The 16,096-nt window shown below is 73.8% G+C and carries 19 protein-coding genes and 1 pseudogene; 9 read left to right on the forward strand and 11 right to left on the reverse strand.

Annotation, left to right across the window (positions count from 1 at the left end; all coding sequences use genetic code 11):
- Window positions 1-439: 439 nt before the first annotated feature.
- From ACIP4P_RS26440 to ACIP4P_RS26455, 4 genes are all read right to left on the reverse strand, one after another.
- Window positions 440-1,261 carry a hypothetical protein gene (locus ACIP4P_RS26440; RefSeq protein WP_400922429.1) on the reverse strand — a complete coding sequence of 274 codons (822 nt, stop codon included), beginning with the start codon at window positions 1,259-1,261 and terminating at the stop codon, window positions 440-442.
- 127 nt (window positions 1,262-1,388) lie between these two features.
- Window positions 1,389-2,702 carry an RNA polymerase sigma factor gene (locus ACIP4P_RS26445; RefSeq protein WP_400922431.1) on the reverse strand — a complete coding sequence of 438 codons (1,314 nt, stop codon included), beginning with the start codon at window positions 2,700-2,702 and terminating at the stop codon, window positions 1,389-1,391.
- On the reverse strand, window positions 2,702-3,121 hold the full coding sequence (locus ACIP4P_RS26450; RefSeq protein ID WP_400922433.1) for a YciI family protein: 420 nt from the start codon (window positions 3,119-3,121) through the stop codon (window positions 2,702-2,704). The genes ACIP4P_RS26445 and ACIP4P_RS26450 overlap by 1 nt, the downstream gene beginning before the upstream one ends.
- Before the next feature lie 157 nt (window positions 3,122-3,278).
- The gene (locus ACIP4P_RS26455; RefSeq protein ID WP_400922436.1) at window positions 3,279-4,715 is read right to left on the reverse strand and encodes an alpha/beta hydrolase; all 1,437 of its coding nucleotides are present in this window, start codon (window positions 4,713-4,715) and stop codon (window positions 3,279-3,281) included.
- 838 nt (window positions 4,716-5,553) lie between these two features.
- On the opposite strand from ACIP4P_RS26455, the pseudogene ACIP4P_RS26460 reads away from it, so the two are divergent.
- The 3 genes and pseudogenes from ACIP4P_RS26460 to ACIP4P_RS26470 all read left to right on the forward strand — a co-directional run bounded on the left by ACIP4P_RS26460 (window position 5,554) and on the right by ACIP4P_RS26470 (window position 7,899).
- Window positions 5,554-6,332, forward strand: a pseudogene (locus ACIP4P_RS26460) (DUF5753 domain-containing protein).
- Window positions 6,333-6,447: 115 nt separating this feature from the next.
- Window positions 6,448-6,933, forward strand: a complete 486-nt coding sequence (locus ACIP4P_RS26465) for a glycine-rich domain-containing protein (protein ID WP_400922438.1) — start codon at window positions 6,448-6,450, stop codon at window positions 6,931-6,933.
- 54 nt (window positions 6,934-6,987) lie between these two features.
- On the forward strand, window positions 6,988-7,899 hold the full coding sequence (locus ACIP4P_RS26470) for a hypothetical protein (protein ID WP_400922441.1): 912 nt from the start codon (window positions 6,988-6,990) through the stop codon (window positions 7,897-7,899).
- Here the strand turns inward: ACIP4P_RS26470 and ACIP4P_RS26475 are convergent.
- On the reverse strand, window positions 7,856-8,068 hold the full coding sequence (locus ACIP4P_RS26475) for a DUF397 domain-containing protein (protein ID WP_400922443.1): 213 nt from the start codon (window positions 8,066-8,068) through the stop codon (window positions 7,856-7,858). The two genes, ACIP4P_RS26470 and ACIP4P_RS26475, sit on opposite strands and share 44 nt — an antisense overlap.
- A gap of 24 nt (window positions 8,069-8,092) precedes the next feature.
- A complete protein-coding gene (locus ACIP4P_RS26480; protein WP_400922445.1) occupies window positions 8,093-8,944 on the reverse strand; it encodes a helix-turn-helix domain-containing protein in 852 nt (283 codons plus the stop codon).
- 202 nt (window positions 8,945-9,146) lie between these two features.
- Here ACIP4P_RS26480 and ACIP4P_RS26485 point away from each other — a divergent pair, with 202 nt between their 5' ends.
- On the forward strand, window positions 9,147-9,596 hold the full coding sequence (locus tag ACIP4P_RS26485; RefSeq protein ID WP_400922447.1) for an ATP-binding protein: 450 nt from the start codon (window positions 9,147-9,149) through the stop codon (window positions 9,594-9,596).
- A gap of 102 nt (window positions 9,597-9,698) precedes the next feature.
- Here the strand turns inward: ACIP4P_RS26485 and ACIP4P_RS26490 are convergent, their stop codons facing one another.
- The 3 genes from ACIP4P_RS26490 to ACIP4P_RS26500 all read right to left on the reverse strand — a co-directional run bounded on the left by ACIP4P_RS26490 (window position 9,699) and on the right by ACIP4P_RS26500 (window position 10,804).
- Window positions 9,699-9,944, reverse strand: a complete 246-nt coding sequence (locus ACIP4P_RS26490; RefSeq protein WP_400922449.1) for a DUF2283 domain-containing protein — start codon at window positions 9,942-9,944, stop codon at window positions 9,699-9,701.
- Window positions 9,945-10,019: 75 nt separating this feature from the next.
- The gene (locus ACIP4P_RS26495; RefSeq protein ID WP_400922451.1) at window positions 10,020-10,367 is read right to left on the reverse strand and encodes a transcriptional regulator; all 348 of its coding nucleotides are present in this window, start codon (window positions 10,365-10,367) and stop codon (window positions 10,020-10,022) included.
- The gene (locus ACIP4P_RS26500) at window positions 10,364-10,804 is read right to left on the reverse strand and encodes a hypothetical protein (protein WP_400922453.1); all 441 of its coding nucleotides are present in this window, start codon (window positions 10,802-10,804) and stop codon (window positions 10,364-10,366) included. The genes ACIP4P_RS26495 and ACIP4P_RS26500 overlap by 4 nt, the downstream gene beginning before the upstream one ends.
- 117 nt (window positions 10,805-10,921) lie before the next feature.
- On the opposite strand from ACIP4P_RS26500, the gene ACIP4P_RS26505 reads away from it, so the two are divergent.
- The 3 genes from ACIP4P_RS26505 to ACIP4P_RS26515 all read left to right on the forward strand — a co-directional run bounded on the left by ACIP4P_RS26505 (window position 10,922) and on the right by ACIP4P_RS26515 (window position 13,088).
- Window positions 10,922-11,857: an ABC transporter ATP-binding protein gene (locus tag ACIP4P_RS26505; RefSeq protein ID WP_400922455.1), complete on the forward strand. Its 936-nt coding sequence runs from the start codon at window positions 10,922-10,924 to the stop codon at window positions 11,855-11,857.
- On the forward strand, window positions 11,854-12,702 hold the full coding sequence (locus ACIP4P_RS26510) for an ABC transporter permease (protein ID WP_400922457.1): 849 nt from the start codon (window positions 11,854-11,856) through the stop codon (window positions 12,700-12,702). The genes ACIP4P_RS26505 and ACIP4P_RS26510 overlap by 4 nt, the downstream gene beginning before the upstream one ends.
- A 71-nt stretch (window positions 12,703-12,773) precedes the next feature.
- A complete protein-coding gene (locus ACIP4P_RS26515; RefSeq protein WP_400922459.1) occupies window positions 12,774-13,088 on the forward strand; it encodes a hypothetical protein in 315 nt (104 codons plus the stop codon).
- 9 nt (window positions 13,089-13,097) lie between these two features.
- Here ACIP4P_RS26515 and ACIP4P_RS26520 read toward each other — a convergent pair whose 3' ends face one another.
- Window positions 13,098-13,925 carry a hypothetical protein gene (locus ACIP4P_RS26520; RefSeq protein WP_400922461.1) on the reverse strand — a complete coding sequence of 276 codons (828 nt, stop codon included), beginning with the start codon at window positions 13,923-13,925 and terminating at the stop codon, window positions 13,098-13,100.
- A gap of 104 nt (window positions 13,926-14,029) precedes the next feature.
- Entirely contained in the window at window positions 14,030-14,521 is a 492-nt protein-coding gene (locus ACIP4P_RS26525) for a hypothetical protein (protein ID WP_400922463.1), read from the reverse strand.
- 95 nt (window positions 14,522-14,616) lie between these two features.
- Here ACIP4P_RS26525 and ACIP4P_RS26530 point away from each other — a divergent pair, with 95 nt between their 5' ends.
- Window positions 14,617-15,450: a DUF4253 domain-containing protein gene (locus ACIP4P_RS26530; RefSeq protein ID WP_400922466.1), complete on the forward strand. Its 834-nt coding sequence runs from the start codon at window positions 14,617-14,619 to the stop codon at window positions 15,448-15,450.
- A 25-nt stretch (window positions 15,451-15,475) separates the two neighbouring features.
- Window positions 15,476-16,096, forward strand: coding sequence for a hypothetical protein (locus ACIP4P_RS26535; protein WP_400922468.1), 621 nt, complete (start codon window positions 15,476-15,478; stop codon window positions 16,094-16,096).

Raw genomic sequence — 16,096 nt, forward strand, 5'->3', positions numbered from 1 at the left:
AGAGACCGCCCCAAGGGCGCTGCACCGCAGGGTCGTTGGTGTGCTGTCCGCCGCTGCCTTCTCCTGGCTGTTGCTGCCTGCTCCTGCCCGCCTTCGCGGCCACCGACCGGTGGCCGGCGGCGCGGCAGCTCCCCGCCGGTGATCATCGGGCCGGTTCGCCGGGGCGGGGTCGTCTGCCGGGGCGGGGCCGTCCGTCGGGGCCGGTGCGGGGCCCGGTGCGGGGCCCGCTCGACGGGCCGGGACGGGCGGGGTGTGGAACGGTGGAAGACCGGGGGAGACCCGGGGAGCCTCGGGGCCGGTTGCGAGAGGAGTCGCCATGTCGTCGAAGCGCCGCCGCAAGAAGAAGGCCCGGGCCAGGCGCGGGGCCAACCACGGCCGCCGCCCCCAGTGCTGAACGGCTGACCCCGCCCGACCGTACGGCTCTCGCGGCCCCGTACGGTCAGGCGGGCCCGTGCCCGCTGTTCCCACTGTTCCCGCTGTTCCCGCTTTGGTTCCGCCCGCGCCAGGCCGGGCCGCCGCGCCGCACCGTGTAGTACGTGCAGGCCGCGCGCCAGTCGGTGCGCAGGTCCAGCTGCAGGACCAGGCCGCGCCCGCCGGCCCGGGCGGCGCGCAGCAGTTCGGCCGCGTCCGCCTCCGGCGGGCTCTGCTCGTTGCCCAGGCGCACCCGGCTGCCGACGCGCTCCCAGCGCGGGTCCGGGCGCAGGGTGGCGGAGTCCCTGAGGTCCCAGTGCAGGGCGGCGTCCGGGCTGCTCAGGTGGGGGCCGGTCATCCGCCAGCCGTCGGGGTCGACCCGCCAGCCGTCCTCGGCGCGCTCGGCGCCCTCCCAGCGCAGCGCGTACTCGACGGTGCCGGTCCGCTCGCCCGGGGAGCCCCACGCGGCCAGGCCCGCGTCCAGGCCTGCGGCCTCGATCCGGGGCAGCAGCACGGTGAGGTCCTCCCGGGTGGCGAAGTAGGCGCTCGCGCGCATCCGGCAGACCAGGGCGAGGCGCCCCTGCGGGCCGGGGGCGTGGATGTCGAAGGCCTGCGGCCGGTCGCAGTGGTCGCTGATCCGGGTCAGCAGGTGCTCCACCCCCGCCACCGCCCCCAGCGCCGCCACCGTGCGCTCGATCCGCCGCCGCTCCGCCTCCCGTGCGGCCCGGGCCGGCGGGGAGTCCGCCAGGGCGCGCAGCCGCCGGTCGGTGGGCCAGGCCCGGCGGGTCGCCTCCAGGGCCTTGCCGGGCAGGCTCAGCAGATGGCCCAGGACGTACGTGAAGCTGTTCACCGGCCGGTGGGTCCTCTCGGTCCTTACGCGGGGGTTGCGGGATCGCGGTGCCGGACCACACCCTGGCCCGGCACCGCTGCGCCCCGCAATCCGCTCCCGTACTCAACTCCCGTGCGTCGCCGTCCGGTTACCCTTCGGCGTCGAGGGCGGCGGCCTTGCGCAGCAGCACCGCCCGCTCGCGCCCGTTGCGGCACAGCCGGGCGGCGAGCTCCAGCTCGGCCTGGGCCTCGGCGGTGCGCCCGAGCCGGGTCAGCAGCTCCCCGCGCACCCCCGGCAGCAGGTGCGAGCCGGACAGCCGGCCGGAGACGACCAGCTCGTCGACCAGGGCGAGCGCCGGCCCCGGCCCCTCGGCCATCGCGACGGCCACCGCCCGGTTGAGCTCGACCACCGGCGAGGGCGCCACCCGGCCCAGCGCCTCGTAGAGCAGCACGATCCGCTCCCAGTCGGTGTCCGCCACCGAGGCCGCCCCCGCGTGGCAGGCGGCGATCGCGGCCTGCAGCCCGTACGGCCCCAGGCCCCGCCCCAGGGCGGCGGCCCGGCCCAGCGCGGCCAGGCCGCGGCGGATCGCCGAGCGGTCCCAGCGCCGCCGGTCCTGGTCCTCCAGCAGCACCGCCTCCCCGTCCGGCCCGGTGCGGGCCGGGAAGCGCGAGGCGGTCAGCTCGAACAGGGCCAGCTGCCCGTGCACCTCCGGCTCGGCGGGCAGCAGCGCGGCCAGCATCCGGGCCAGCCGCACCGCCTCGTAGGCGAGGTCGGGGCGCAGCAGGTCCTCGCCGGCCGTCGCCGTCGAACCCTCCGTGAAGATCACGTACAGCACGCTCAGCACGGCGCCCAGCCGGGCCCGCCGCTCCCGCGGGGGCGGCAGCCCGAAGGGCACCCGGGCGGCGGCGATGGTCTTCTTGGCGCGGGTGATCCGGGCCTGGACGGTGGGCACCGGCACCAGGAACGCCCGGGCGACCTCCTCGCTGGACAGGCCGCCCACCACCCGCAGGGTCAGCGCCACCCGGGCCTCGGGGGAGAGCACCGGGTGGCAGGCGGTGAACATCAGGGCCAGCACGTCGTCGTCCACCCGGTCCGGGTCGAACGGCAGGTCCGGCGGGCCGGCCGGGGCGCCCGCCGCGCCGGTGCTGAACTCGCCCTCGGCCAGCGGGCCGGCCAGTGCGGCGTAGCGCTCGCCCAGCGCCGAGGAGCGGCGGAAGGCGTCCACGGCCCGGCGCCGCGCCGTCGCCAGCAGCCAGCCCACCGGGCTGGCCGGGACGCCGTCGCGGGCCCAGCCGACCAGGGCCTCCGCCAGCGCCTCCTGGGCGACGTCCTCGGCCAGCGCGAAGTCCCCGGTCCAGCGGGCGAGCGCGCCGACGATCCGCGGCGCCTCGATCCGCCACACCGCCTCGACGGCCCGCCGGGCGGCCTCCGCGCCCGGCGGGCCGTCAGTCGGTGTGGGCATCAGAGCTGGCCGGTCCGCTCGCGCCAGGCCCGCTCCTTGACGATCCACTCGTTGTCCTGCGGGAACTCCTCGATGCCCGGCACCCGGCGGATCTCGCACTTGGAGCCGGGGATCGCGGGCATCCGCCGGGCCCACTCGACGGCCTCCTCCTTCGAGGCGACGTCGATCAGGTAGAAACCGCCGAACAGCTCCCTGGTCTCCCCGTACGGGCCGTCGGTGACCACCGGCGTCTCCCCGCTGTAGTCGACCACCACGCCCTGCGACGGATCGTCCAGCCCCTCGGCGGCGACCAGCACACCGGCCCGGATCAGCTCCTCGTTGAACCGGCCCACGGTCTCCAGCATCTCCTCGAACGGCGTCGCCATCATCGTCGCCGTCGACTCGTCGGTGCCCCGCATGATGAGCATGTACTTCGCCATCTCGACCTCCTCGACGGGGCCGCCTGCCGGCCCCTTCCACTCCAAGGTCGAACGGCGCGGCGCCGGATCGACACGGTGGACGAGGACGGACGATATTCCCCTCCTCCGACAATCCCGCCCAGCCCCGCCGACGTCCCGTCGCCGGGCGTCCCGCCGGCTAGCCTCCGCAGGTCAGGTCCTTCGCGGGCAGCCGCCCGGTGGTCAGGTAGCGGTTGACGCTGTCGTCCGCGCAGGACGGGCCCGCCACCACCACGCCGTGGCCCTCGCCGCCGGCCACCGTGACCATCCGCGCGCCGTGCAGGGCCCGCCGCATGCCCCGGGCCATGGCCAGCGTCGCCTGCGGGTCCCACTCGTTCTGCACGATCAGCGCATTGACCTCGTTGTCCACCACCGTGGCCGGCTCGGCGGCCGGCCGCTTCCAGAACGCGCACGGCTGGACGGTGGCCCCCAGGTCGCCGGCCAGCGGGTACCTGGCCCGGTCCCGGACGGCGTCCCGCCGGTACTGCTCGGGGTCGCGCGGCCAGCTGCGGGTGTCGCCGCAGAAGAGGGCCCAGGTGACGGAGGCCGCGTTGTCCGAGGCGACGCCCGCCGGCACCGCCGGGGCCGCCGGCCCGCCCGCCGCCGCTGCCCTCAGTGCGACGATCCAGTGGGTGGCGGCCTCGACGTGCACGAACGCGGCGTACCCGGACCGGATGGCGTCGCCGTCCAGCGCCGTCCCGTCCGCGGTCGGCACGGGCGTGCGGTCGGCGCGGGCGACCAGGTCCCAGTACGCCGTGCGGACCTGCGCCGCCGTGGCGCCCAGCCCGTACGAGGCGTCGCGGGCCGCGACCCACTCCGTCCAGCGGGTGAAGGCGAGTTCGGCCCCCGCCGACCACCCGCGGAACGACTCCCGCCAGGCGAGCGCCGGGTCGAGCGCGCTGTCGAGCACGAACCGGTCCGCGCGCCGGGGGAACATCTGGGTGTAGACGGCGCCCAGGTACGTGCCGTACGAGTACCCGAAGTAGGAGATCCTCTTCTCACCCAGGGCGGCTCTGATGACGTCCATGTCCCGGGCCGTGTTGCGGGTGGTGATGTGCGGCAGCACGTCCCCCGCCTTGGCCCAGCACTTGTCGGCCACCGACCGGGCCCGCGCCACGTCCTTCACGAACGTCCCTGCCGCGTAAGGGTGTTGGACGCCGCGCTCGTCCTCCGTCAGGTCACAGCCGATCGGCGCGCTGCGCCCGACCCCGCGCGGGTCGAACCCGACCAGGTCGAAGCGCGCCCGCACCTGCTCCGACAGCAGCGGCTCCATCTCCACGGGCATGGTCAGCCCCGGGCCGCCCGGGCCCCCGGGATTGATCAGCAGCGCGCCGTGCCGCTCCTTCGCGCTGCCCGCCCTCACCCGCGACACCGCGATGTCGATCGTCCGGCCGTCGGGGTCGCCGTAGTCCAGCGGCACCGTGACCTTCGCGCACTCGAACGCCGCCGGGTGCTCCGCATCGCAGCGCTCCCACCGCAGTTGCTGCCGCGCGTACGCCTGCGGCGGTTCGTCCGCCGCGAACGCCGTCGCGGGGGTGAGCGCCGCCAGCACGGCGGCCACCGCCCCGGTCGTCATCACGGAAGTCGCTCGCCCGTCTCGCAGAACCATGCCAGTCCTCTGTCGTCAGTGCCTCGGAGTGCCTCCAGTCTCTGGTCCTGCGTACCCGCACCACGTACGGCCCGGGAACGGGATCAAGATCCAACCTGCGAAGGACGGCCAGGCCCCGACGCGCCGCCGGAACCCCAATTCCCCCCTAAGGCCCGGCCCCCGCTGAACCCCCGTCCGCCCCCGGCCCGTTCGCCGAGGCTGCCCCATCGACCCCGTGCGGGGACGCAGTGCAGCCGAAGACGAAACCACGCCCAGAACTCCGAGCCGCCCGAGGGAGCGGCGAGGAGGTCATGCAGGAACCAACGAATGATCAAGATGGGCAGGCCCCCGCCCAAGGTCGCGGGCCTGCCCACCCACCCCTCTTCTGGGAAGCGCAAAGCAACGGCGGCCCCGGCCAAGGTTGGCCGGAGCCGCCGAAGCAACAGCAATATGACCCGGATCTTCTGCGCAGGAAGTCGGCCGGGCCGACTTCCTGCGCAGAAGCGGTCGAATCTTCGATGTGAAGAGCTGGCAGTCCTGCAACGATGTGCGTTTGCCCGACTACCGTGCGCTCTTGACGGTTTGCCAGTCCACGCGTGAGGGTTCAGGCGCAACTGTGTGCAACTGGGTTGATGCGGGAGGGCGCCATGGAGCTAGATTTCATCGGAATCGACCCCGAGACCGGCAAGGACGGCTCGCCGGCCGTCCCGCACGACCGATACGCCGTTTGACCGCTGAGGCACTGAGCAGGCACTCCATGGCCGTATCCCCGTCCTCCAGCGCCCAAGCGGCTCGGGCCGCCGTAGCCACTCGCCTGCGTGACCTGATGCTGGATGCCCGGATCGACGGCAAGGAGCTTTCCGCCCGGTGCCAGTGGCATCCGTCGAAGACCTCGCGGATCCTGAGCGGGAAGTCCGTCCCTTCCGAGGGCGACATCCGCTCGTGGTGCGCGGCCTGCGGCGCCGACGGGCAGGCCGCGGACCTGATCGCCGCCTCGCGCGCGGTGGAGCTGATGTACCAGGAGTGGCGCAAGCTCCACCGCAACGGAATGCGCCAGGTGCAGGAGGACTCCCTGGCCCAGTACACGAGTACGGCGACATGCCGGGCCTACGTCTCGAACGTGGTGCCCGGCTTCCTTCAGACCGAGGCGTACGCGACCGCACTCATGCGCAGCATCACGGACTTCCAAGGCACGCCGGACGACGTCGCCGACGCGGTGGGGCCCGCCTGGAGCGCGGCAGGCTGCTGCACGAGGGCAACCACCGCTTCGTCGTGCTGGCCGAGGAGGCGGTCCTGCGCTACCGCATCGGCGACCCGGAGACCATGGCCGGCCAACTCGGCCACCTGCTCGCGGTGATGCCGCTGCCATCCGTCTCCCTCGGCATCATCCCGTTCACCGCGCGGCGCCGGATCTGGCCGTTGGAGGCGTTCTACCTGTTCGACGGCCAGGAGGCGTCGGTCGAGACGCTGACGGCGGGGATCAACGTCGTCCAGCCACGCGAACTCGCGGACTACCACCGGGCTTTCGCCGAGCTGGCCAAGATGGCGGTCCACGGGGCCCGGGCCCGCGCACTGATCGCCTCCGCGATCGCCGCACTCGGCTGACGGCCCGCAATCACCCGCAATCGCGTTGAGCGTCCACGTGCTCACTCCCTACCGTCGAACCACCCGGTCGTCCACCCCTCCGTGTGACCGGCCGATTCGAACGAGGGAGCACAGCATGAGCCCCGTGAGCACCGAACGGATCGCAGGACGAGCCCTGGTCGACGACGCCCTGTTCGGGCGCCTGGCCCACCGGGTCGCCCACGACCAGGCCATGGAGCAGCAGCTCGCGGAGCGGGTCGTGGACCAGGCGCTCGCGTTCCTCGCCACCTGCGCCGCCAACCCCGCGGCCCGGCTCGCGCCGTCGCGGCTGGTCGACCACGGGTGGCACGCCTTCCTGGCGTACACCCGCGAGTACGCCGGGTTCTGCGACCGCGTCGCGGGCAGGTTCCTCCACCACAATCCGGAGGACGGCGACCACCAGGTGAAGGGCACGAGCGTCGCCGCCACCATGGCGGCGCTCGCGGAGGTCGGCTACCAGGTGGACGCCGAGCTGTGGGCCTCGGCCGCCGACTGCTCCGAGGGCAGCGGCGGCGACGGATCCGACAGCAGCGGAAGCGGCAGCTGCTCGCAGTGCCACCAGGGTTGCCACAACTCCAACTGACCTCCGGCCGGGGCGGACGGCTCGTCCGCCCCGGCCCGATCCTGAGGAAGCGCCATGCGCCACCAGTGGGCCGACCTGCCCGCCGAAGTCCGTGACCTGATCGGCGGGCGCTGCGGCACCGTCACCAGGGTGACGGTGCCGGACGCCGGAGAGGTCGCCGAGTTCGCCGCCGCCCTGGAGGCCGACACGGGCCGCCTGTTCGTGAAGGCCGCGCGGCTGGACAGTCCGAACCTGTGGATGGCCCGCAAGGAAGCCCAGGCCGCACCGGCGGTGAAGGGGATCGGCGCGGCGTTGCTGTGGCAGGAGGAAGCCGACGGCTGGCTGGTCACCGCGTTCGAGTACGTACCCGGGCGGCACGCCGACCTGTCCCCGGGCTCGTCCGACCTGCCGATGATCGCCGGAACGCTCACCGGCCTCGCAGACCGGCTGACCCCGGCGCCCGCGCTGAAGACGTTCAGCCTCGCGCGACGGTGGGCGGGGTCGGCGCTGTGGTCCGAGATCGCGGCCACCGGCGGCCTGACACCGTGGCAGGCCGAGCACCTGGAGCGACTCAGGGAGTTGGAGAGCCGGGTGTCGGACGCGGTGGCGGGTGAAACGCTGGCCCACACCGACATGACCGGCCCGAACATCCTGGTCGACGGCGCCCGGGTGCGGGTCATCGACTGGTCCTGGCCGGCCCCGGCCGCTCCCTGGGTCGACACCGCCTCGCTGGTGCCCCGCCTGATCGCCGCCGGCCACAGTGCTGCGGGGGCGCACCGGTGGGCGACGACGGTCCCGCACTACGCCGCCGCCGACCCGGTGGACCTGGCCGCCCTGGCGGCCGTCATCGCGGCCCGCTGGCGGCTGCGCGCGCTCCGGGACGGCGGCGTGTGGGATGCGCTGTCGGCGGCGGCCGAGGCGTGGGTCGCCGATCTGCTGGGAGTCAGTGCCCCGGGCGGAGGTCTCCCGCGCGAACGGCGGCGATGAATGCCGCCCAGGCGTCGGCGGTGAAGTGGAGGGCAGGCCCCTGCGGGTCCTTGGAGTCCCGGACGGGAAGCACTCCCGGGAACCCGTCCGCGACCTCGACGCAGGCCCCGGTCTCCCCACTGAACGAGCTCTTTCGCCAGTTCGCACCACTGAGATCGGGAGTGGACACCTTCAGTACCTCCGGTTGGCACGGCTACAGCTCTCGTATGACCCGGGTGAGCAGGTCGAGGCTCTCGGAGGAACTCAACGCACTCGAACACAACGAGTCGAAGGTGAGCGTATAGGCAGACGTCTCCTCGGGCTCCTCCATGTAGATCATGCCTGCTTGGTGCTCCACGCACGCCACATCGGAGAAGGCCGTGGTGGAGAAGCCGAAGAGTACGAACGAGCCCATGATCCCGGCATGGGCTCCCGCACTGAACGGCAGAACCTGCAGCTCGATGTTCGGGCGGTCGCCCAACTCCCGTAGATGGTCCAACTGTTTCCGCAGGACATCCACGCCGCCTACGTGCCCTCGAAGCGCGGCTTCTCCCAGGATCACGCTGAATCGCGGGGGCTCGGCGCGATCCAGCACCTTCTGCCGTTCCAGGCGAACGGCCACGAGCTCCTCGATGCGCTCCCGGGAGATGTCGAACGGCGATGCCCGGTACACGGCTCGCGCGTAGTCCGCCGTCTGCAACAGCCCTGCCACCATCATCGGTTGGAACGAGCGGATGTGGCTGGCGCTCTCCTCGTAGTCGATGTAATCGACGTACGACGGTGGCGTGATGTCGAACCGTTGTGCCCAACCGCGCTCGGAGCAGAGGCGGTTGAGCGCGACCACTTCCTCCACGTACGTCGGATCGTCCACCCCGTAGAACGTCAGCAGATCCCGCAACTCGCTGCTGGAGACCGGAAGCCAGGCGTTCTCGACCCGACTGATCTTGGATCGATGGCAGTCGATGCGCAGCGCGGCTTCGTCCGGCGTCTTGCCTGCCGCCTCGCGGTGGCGGATGAGCAAGCTCGCAACGCGGCGACGGCGGACCGAGGGGCGCGGTTGGCCCATGTGATCAACTCCACGTGATGGAAGCGGAACTGATGCCACATTACTCGTGAATCAAGATCGGAAAATGTTCCGCAGAGAAATCTTGCTAACGATCTTTCGCTGGGCGCATGCTACTCACGGTCGATGAGATGAACACTCTCCGCTATCGACTGCCGGGCATTCCTTTGCCCGATCCCCAACCCCCATCGGAGGTCTCTCCGCCATGCCTGAAACCGACGAGCCCGCCGGCCCCAGCGTCGCCCGGGGCTGCTGGTTCCCGCGTTCCCACCGTTCTCCCTTGCTCGCGCGGCGGATGCTGCGCGAACTGCTCGCCACCGTGCCGGAGGGCCACCGCTACCGCGAGGTCGGCGAGTTGCTCACCTCGGAGCTGGTCGGCAATGCCGTCCTCTACTCGGGTCTGCCCGGGCGGCTGATCTGGGTGTCCTTCGACCTGAACGCCATCCGGTTGCGCATCGAGGTGCACGATGCCGGCGACCGGCCGCCCGTTCCCCAGCGGCCCGACCCCGCCGCTACGCGTGGGCGCGGGCTGCTGCTGGTGGAGGCCCTGGCTGCCGGGTGGGGGCACTTCCCGCGACCGGGCGGGGTCGGCAAGGTGGTCTGGTGCGAGTGCGCCCCGGCGCCGACGCCGGAACCGTTCGGTGTGAAGGCGTGAGCGCGATACGCCCGAGGGCGGGGCCGTGGATCCACGGCCCCGCCCTCTGCATGAGAAGTCGGCCTGGCCGACGTCTGCGCGAGTGCTTCCCTGGCAGCCGGTTCAGGCGCCGTCGGCGTCCAGGTGCTCGGCCGAGTCGAGCATGTACGCAGGCAGCTTGGCGCGGGCGTCCAGGATCTCGATGCCGATGAGGCGGCCCTGGTCGTCGAAGTCGAGGTTGATCATGCCGTCGACCGCCACCGGATCGCAGGGGTACGTGTGCGAGGAAAGGGCCTGGACCTGCGGATCGGTGAAGTAGACGTACGCGGCGTCCGCCGTCGCGTCGTAGGTGACTTTGAGATCTGCCACCGCTGGCATGCCCCCTTGGTGAGTTCCGTTCCGGCGCGAAGAGGATCTTCGACCACGGAGATCCTGCCAGGCCGGTCAGGCCTGGGCCGCGTCCTTTTCCAGGGCGGCGCCGAGGGCGGTGGCGTCGGCGGCGATGCGTTGGAGTTCGGCGAGGTGGGAGGCCAGGGCGTGGCGGCCCTCGGGGGTCAGGCGCAGCCAGGTGCGGGGGCGCTTGCCGACGTAGCCGCGGCGGATCCGCAGGTAGGCGGCGGCCTCCAGGGTGGCGGCCACCTTGCTCAGCGCCGACTCCGACACCCCGCAGCCCTCCCGCACCGCGCGGAACTCCGCCTCGGCGCAGCCCGAGAGGAAGGCCACCACGGCCAGCCGGGTGGGCTGGTGGATCAGTTCGTCGAAGGCCGGGACCACCGGCCGGTCGGCGCTCATCTGGCACCCGCCCGCGCCCGCTTGCGGCGCAGCACCAGGAAGTGGACGAGGCCGCCGGTGGCGCCGAGGGCGAGCAGGAAGCCGGCCCAGCCGAACGGCAGGGCGAGCGCCCCGGCGGCCGGCAGTGGCAGCAGGTGGACGGCCGGGGACGGGACGGCGGGGACGATGCCGGGCCGGTGCTCGACGCGTCGGCCGAGCGCCACGTGGCCGACCAGGAGCAGCGCCGCGGCCAGCTGAAGGGTCGCGGCCGGCAGCCAGAGCTGCTCCGGCAGCAGTGCCGACAGGCCGAGCAGTACGAAGCCCGCCCCGAACAGCCCGGCGGCCGTGGCCGGGTACCAGGGCGGCAGCGGGCCGGGGTGGCGGGCGGCCGCCCGGGCCCGGGCGGCGGTGCGCAAGGACGCGAGGGCGTCCTCGGGGGCGATGTCGTGGACGGTCACCTGGTGCTCCAACTCCCCGGTCCCGGAAGGCTCCTGACAGCACCGGAGATCCTGGCATTTACTTTCCCGCCCGGCAAGTACTAGCGTGGCGGGCATGTGCAAGGGGGAGGCAGAGACATGACCGTGACACCGACGCCGCAGACCACCGCGGCCGACCGGTCCGGAAGCGAACGACCCGGGGCGGGACCGGCGATCCTGACCTCCGGGCTGCGGATGCGCTACGGCAGCCGGGACGTCCTGGACGGCCTGGACCTGAGGGTCGAGCGCGCCGAACTGTTCGCCCTGCTCGGCCCCAACGGCGCCGGCAAGAGCACCACCATCGAGATCCTGGAGGGCTACCGGCTGCGCTCCGCCGGCGAGGTCTCCGTCCTCGGCCGCGACCCGGCCCGCGACGACCCCGCCTGGCGCGCCCGGGTCGGGATCGTCCTGCAGTCCAGCCGCGACCACGGCCGCTGGCGCGTCGCCGAACTCCTCGGCCACCTGGCCCGCTACTACCCCGACCCCTACGAGCCGGCCGAACTGCTCGAACGGGTCGGCCTGACCGGCCAGGCCGACCGCACCGCGGCCACCCTCTCCGGCGGACAGCGCCGCCGCCTCGACGTCGCCCTCGGCCTGGTCGGCCGCCCCGAACTGCTCTTCCTGGACGAACCGACCGCCGGCTTCGACCCCGAGGCGCGCCGCGACTTCCACGCCCTGCTGCGCGAACTGCGCGACGAACGCGCCACCACCATCCTGCTGACCACCCACGACCTCACCGAGGCCCAGCAGTTGGCCGACCGGATCGGCATCCTGGAGGCCGGCCGGCTCACCGCCTGCGGCACCCTGGCCGAACTCGCCGAGGCCGCCCGGGCCGAGTCCGAGGTGCGCTGGAGCGAACCCGACGGCACCCCGCGCAGCCTGCGCACCGCCGACCCCTCGCAGACCGTGTGGGAACTGCACCAGCGGATCGGCGGACCGATCCCCGACCTGGAGGTGCGCCGCCCCAGCCTGGAGGACACCTACCTCGGCATGGTCGGCACCACCCCTGCGACGAACCCGGCGGAGGCGTCGTGAAGCCCGTGAACCCGTACGTCCTCGGCCTGCGCCGCGGTGCGATCGAACTGCGCCAGATCCTGCGCAGCCGCAAGGACCTCTACTCCTACCTGACCACGCCGCTGGTCTTCCTCGGCATCTCCTACTGGCGCTCCAGCTCCTCCGGCGGCGACGGCGGCCTGACCCAGCTGAGCCTGGCCGGCGGCATCGCCTCCACCGTCTTCATGTTCGGCCTGCTGACCGTCCCCCAGTTCCTCTCCGGCGACCGCGAGGACGGCACCCTGCTGCGACTGCGCGGCGTACCCGGGGCGATGCCCGCCTACCTGGTCGCCAAGGCGCTGTTCGTCCTGGTCACCATGGGCGCCTCGATCCTCCTGCTGCTGTTCGGCGGCGCCCTGCTGCTGCACGCCGACCTGCCCGCCACCCCCGGACAGTGGCTCACCCTGGCCGGGGTCCTGCTGCTCGGCACCGCCGCCGTCGTCCCGATGGGCGCCGCGATCGGCGCACTCCTGCCGCCGGCCCGCGAGGCACTCGCGCTCTACATGATGCCCATGCTCGGGCTGATGTTCATCTCCGGCGCCTTCGCCCCGCTGCGCAACCTGCCCACCGCCCTGCAGATCCTCGGCTCGGTCTTCCCGCTGCGCTGGATCGCCCAGGGCGTGCGCTCCGCGCTCCTGCCCGACAGCGCCAAGGCCCTTGAGGTGTCGGGCAGTTGGCAGTACCTGCCGACCATCGGCGTGCTGCTGTGCTGGGCCGTCGCGGGCTTCCTGCTGGCCCCCGGGCTGCTGCGCCGGATGGCCCGCCGGGAGTCCGGCTCCAGCCTCTCCGAGCGTGAGCGCAAGCGCCTGGCGAAGACCGCCTACTGACCTCGAAGACCCGAAGACCCGAAGACCCGAAGTCCGAACACCGCACCGCGATCAGAGAAGAGTCGACCACCGTGTTCAAGTCGCTGTCCGACACCCCGAAGCCCTCCGACCTCGACGTCCTCAGGACGGCCCTGCAGACCGCACTGGACACCGCCGCCGAGGAGGAGCGCCCCGGCCTGCGCCGCGCGCTCGGCCTCGTCGAGGACTTCGTGCCCGGCGTCGGCCCCGACGGGGTGGCGCGGACCCGCACGCTGCTGGCGGCCGCCGGCATCGACCCCCGCACGGCCGAGGTCAAGGCGGTGCGGGAGGTGCGCAGGGCCCACCCCGGGCTCAGCCTCCAGGAGGCGGTCGACCTGGTCCGGCTGCTCGTCGCCCAGGCCGGCTGACCTGCGGGGTCACGGCTGCGCGAGGTAGCCGGCGACGAAGCCGTCCAGGTCGGTGAGGGCGGCCGCCAGGTCCGCCCGGGAGAGCTGCTTGGCAGCGGCGCCGGTCGCCAGCAGGTGGCCCAGGGCGGCCTGGCAGAGCGGCACGGACGCGGCGGACGCGGGGACGGTGCAGCTGATCTCCTGGGCCGGGCCGCCGGGGGACTGGAAGGTGACCAGCGCGACGGTGCGGTTCGGCCCGCCGGTGGTCGGCAGGTTGGGCTCACGGGTGTTCGCCGGGACGCCGACGGCGGTCAGCAGCAGGCCCGGGGCCCGGGTGGGTACGGCGTGCACCCGGGTCGCGGGCAGCCGGGCCGGGGCGTCGCAGGTGTTGGGGGCGGCCCCGGCGGCGGGGACCAGACCGCAGGCCAGGTCGACGTCCGTCTGCGCGCCGCCGCTCACGAAGACGGCCCGCACCACCGCGTCGAAGCGGGTGTCCGCCGGGTCGGCGGCCGGGGCGCCGGGGTGCACGTAGGCCTGCTGGCCGCCGTCCCCGGCGAAGAACACGGTGTCGCAGGTCCAGCCGGCCGGCGCGACCAGGAAGTACGTCTCGCCCGGGTACCGGGCGCCGTACACCGCCGCCGTCGCCGGCACGACCACCCCGTCCGGCACCGCCACCGCGGCCGGTACGGCGCCCGGCGGCGGCAGCCCCGGTGCGCTCGCCCGCGCGGGGCAGGCCCGCACCGGCGCGCTGCCGGCCGCCACGGCCGGCCCCGCCCCGGACGTGAGCGAACCGCCCGCGACGAGCAGCCCCACCGCCGCCAGCACCCCCAGCCGTCCGGGACCGGCCGTGCCGTGCATGCTCCACCTCCAGGCACACCGCGCAGGACCCCCGGGGCCGCGTCCGAGACCCCGCCGCACCCCTCCCACCAGCCTAGGTCCGCCGTCCGGCCCCGGCGCGGCGGTCAGTCCTCCGGTTCGACCCGGTGCGGCAGCGCCGTCCAGCGGGGGAGCCAGTCCGCCGCCACCCGGCCGGTCAGCGCACGGTGCAGCCAGTCGCCGAACTCCAGGTCGGAGTCGTACCAGTGCTCGGCGTCGAGGCGGCGGAACGCCGACACCGTCCACCTCCCGTCGGGCCGCGGCACCAGGAAGAACTGGTCGCCGTCGATGGTGTTCCCCCACAGCAGGGCACCGCCGGCGGCCGGCAGGACGCGGTGGGGCACCGGCCCGGCCTGCTCCAACACCCCGCCCATCAGGGCGGCGTACGAGCGCAGGCTGCGGGCTCCGCAGAGGAAGAGCCGCTCCGCGACGGCCGAATCGCCGTACGCGCCGACGATCGCGACGAAGTCCTCGGGGAACGTCACCGACCAGGCCGCGCCGACCTGCGCCACCAGCGGCCCCTCACCCGTGCGTACGGGCGGTCCGAGCAGCGGAACGAAGTCGCCGACGGTCCTCACCAGTTTCTCCTTCCCCAACGGTCGGGACGGAGGTTAACCCGGGGTACCGACACTCGCCCCCGCGCAGTGTCGGTGCGTACCCCTACCGTGGGCAGGTGATCGATTCCCAGCTCCTCCGTGACCTGCGCCGACGCTTCCCCGACCGCAGCGCCGAGCGCCGTCCGGCACCGCCGCTGCCGGGGCGTCAGGTGACGCCCGGGCTGTGGGTGAGCGACGGGCCGGCGCCGAAGGGGGCGTGGCAGCGGCTGCACCGGGAGCACGCGGGGTCGGGGCTGTGGCCGCTGCTGCTGGCGCCGGGGCGGGACGTCCCGGCGCTGGAGGAGCGGGACCTGGGCTTGGAACCTGCGGGGGAGACGGCGCCGGACGGGTACGACCCCGGGGCGCTGCTGCGCGCCTGGTGGGAGAGCGCCGTGCTGTGGTGCCCGGGCGGCGACCCGCAGGACCAGGCGGAGCTGCTGGCGGAGCTGGCGCCCTTCGGCGCCGAGTGGCCGGGCCCGGCCCCGAGCCCGGCCCCCGCCCCGGACGCGTCGCCGCGCCGGGATCCGGAGGACTGCGCAGACGCCCTGGCCCGGGCGCTGCTGCGGGCCCGGCCGCGCCTGCGGATCGGGCTGGTACGCGCGGAGGACGGCGCGCAGGCGCTGGCCGCCTGCGGCTGGAACGGCACCAACGGGCACGGCGACAGCGGTGAGATCGCCGCCGTCGTGCGCGACTGGCAGCGGCGTTTCGGCGCCCGGGTCGTCGAAGTCGGGGCCGCCACGCTGGGGTTGAGCGTCGCCGAGCCGCCGGCCTCCCGGTCGCAGGCGCTGCGGGTGGCGGCCGAGCACGCGGCGTTCTGCCCGGACAACGTCTTCCAACGCGGTGAAGGGGGTTTGTCCGGGTACGCGGAGGAGCTGGTCGGTGCGAACAACTGGGGCTTCTGGTGGGACTGATGGGCCGCCGCTAGCCTGGGCGGCCGTGAGCACGGACATCTACGGCGGCATCGAGTACCGCCACCCCGGCGTCGGCGGCGACTACTACGAGGGCGAGCCGTGGATCGCCACGCTCGACCTGTGGCCGCTGTACGACCAGGTCGACTACGCGGCGTTCGGCTGCCTGTTCGGGGTGCGCAACAACGCCGGCTTCCGTCCTCTGGCGGCCGGGCGCGGACTGCCGGAGGACGTGTCGAGCCGGCTGCGCGAGCAGCTGGAGCCGTGGCTGTCCAACGGCGGTCTGGTCGAGGCGAGTTGGGTGACCTGGGCCGAGCTGGCCGGGCTGGATCCGACGACCCGCTCGGAGCGGTTCGCGGGGCGGCTGAGCTGGTCGACGGCATCCCCGGGGCGGACGTCGCAGCGCTACGTGCCCGCCGACTGGCCCGCCGAGGTGACCGACCAACTCGGCGCGCCGCCGCACGGGTTGGCGCAGGCCGAGAGCCCGGTGGAGTGGACGGCGGGGGAGTACCGCTGCCGCTACGAGCCGCTGACCGTCGGCACCGTCCTGGGGGAGGGGACGGGCTGGCCGCACGTGTTCGCGGTGATGAAGGCGCTGGCGGACCGCTTCGGGGACGAGGCCGTACGGCTGGTCGTGGCCTTCGGCTGA

The organism is Kitasatospora sp. NPDC089509 (assembly GCF_044749365.1).
In the GTDB taxonomy this organism is placed as follows: domain Bacteria; phylum Actinomycetota; class Actinomycetes; order Streptomycetales; family Streptomycetaceae; genus Kitasatospora.

What these genes read in the sequence shown, in the direction of transcription:
- ACIP4P_RS26485 (WP_400922447.1), top strand. Translation starts at nt 9,147, where the DNA reads ATGCCTGAAACCGACGAGCCCGCCGGCCCCAGCGTCGCCCGGGGCTGC.
- ACIP4P_RS26470 (WP_400922441.1), top strand. Translation starts at nt 6,988, where the DNA reads ATGCGCCACCAGTGGGCCGACCTGCCCGCCGAAGTCCGTGACCTGATC.
- ACIP4P_RS26450 (WP_400922433.1), bottom strand. Translation starts at nt 3,121, where the DNA reads ATGGCGAAGTACATGCTCATCATGCGGGGCACCGACGAGTCGACGGCG.
- ACIP4P_RS26495 (WP_400922451.1), bottom strand. Translation starts at nt 10,367, where the DNA reads ATGAGCGCCGACCGGCCGGTGGTCCCGGCCTTCGACGAACTGATCCAC.
- ACIP4P_RS26505 (WP_400922455.1), top strand. Translation starts at nt 10,922, where the DNA reads ATGACCGTGACACCGACGCCGCAGACCACCGCGGCCGACCGGTCCGGA.
- ACIP4P_RS26465 (WP_400922438.1), top strand. Translation starts at nt 6,448, where the DNA reads ATGAGCCCCGTGAGCACCGAACGGATCGCAGGACGAGCCCTGGTCGAC.
- ACIP4P_RS26480 (WP_400922445.1), bottom strand. Translation starts at nt 8,944, where the DNA reads ATGGGCCAACCGCGCCCCTCGGTCCGCCGTCGCCGCGTTGCGAGCTTG.
- ACIP4P_RS26455 (WP_400922436.1), bottom strand. Translation starts at nt 4,715, where the DNA reads ATGACGACCGGGGCGGTGGCCGCCGTGCTGGCGGCGCTCACCCCCGCG.
- ACIP4P_RS26445 (WP_400922431.1), bottom strand. Translation starts at nt 2,702, where the DNA reads ATGCCCACACCGACTGACGGCCCGCCGGGCGCGGAGGCCGCCCGGCGG.
- ACIP4P_RS26520 (WP_400922461.1), bottom strand. Translation starts at nt 13,925, where the DNA reads ATGCACGGCACGGCCGGTCCCGGACGGCTGGGGGTGCTGGCGGCGGTG.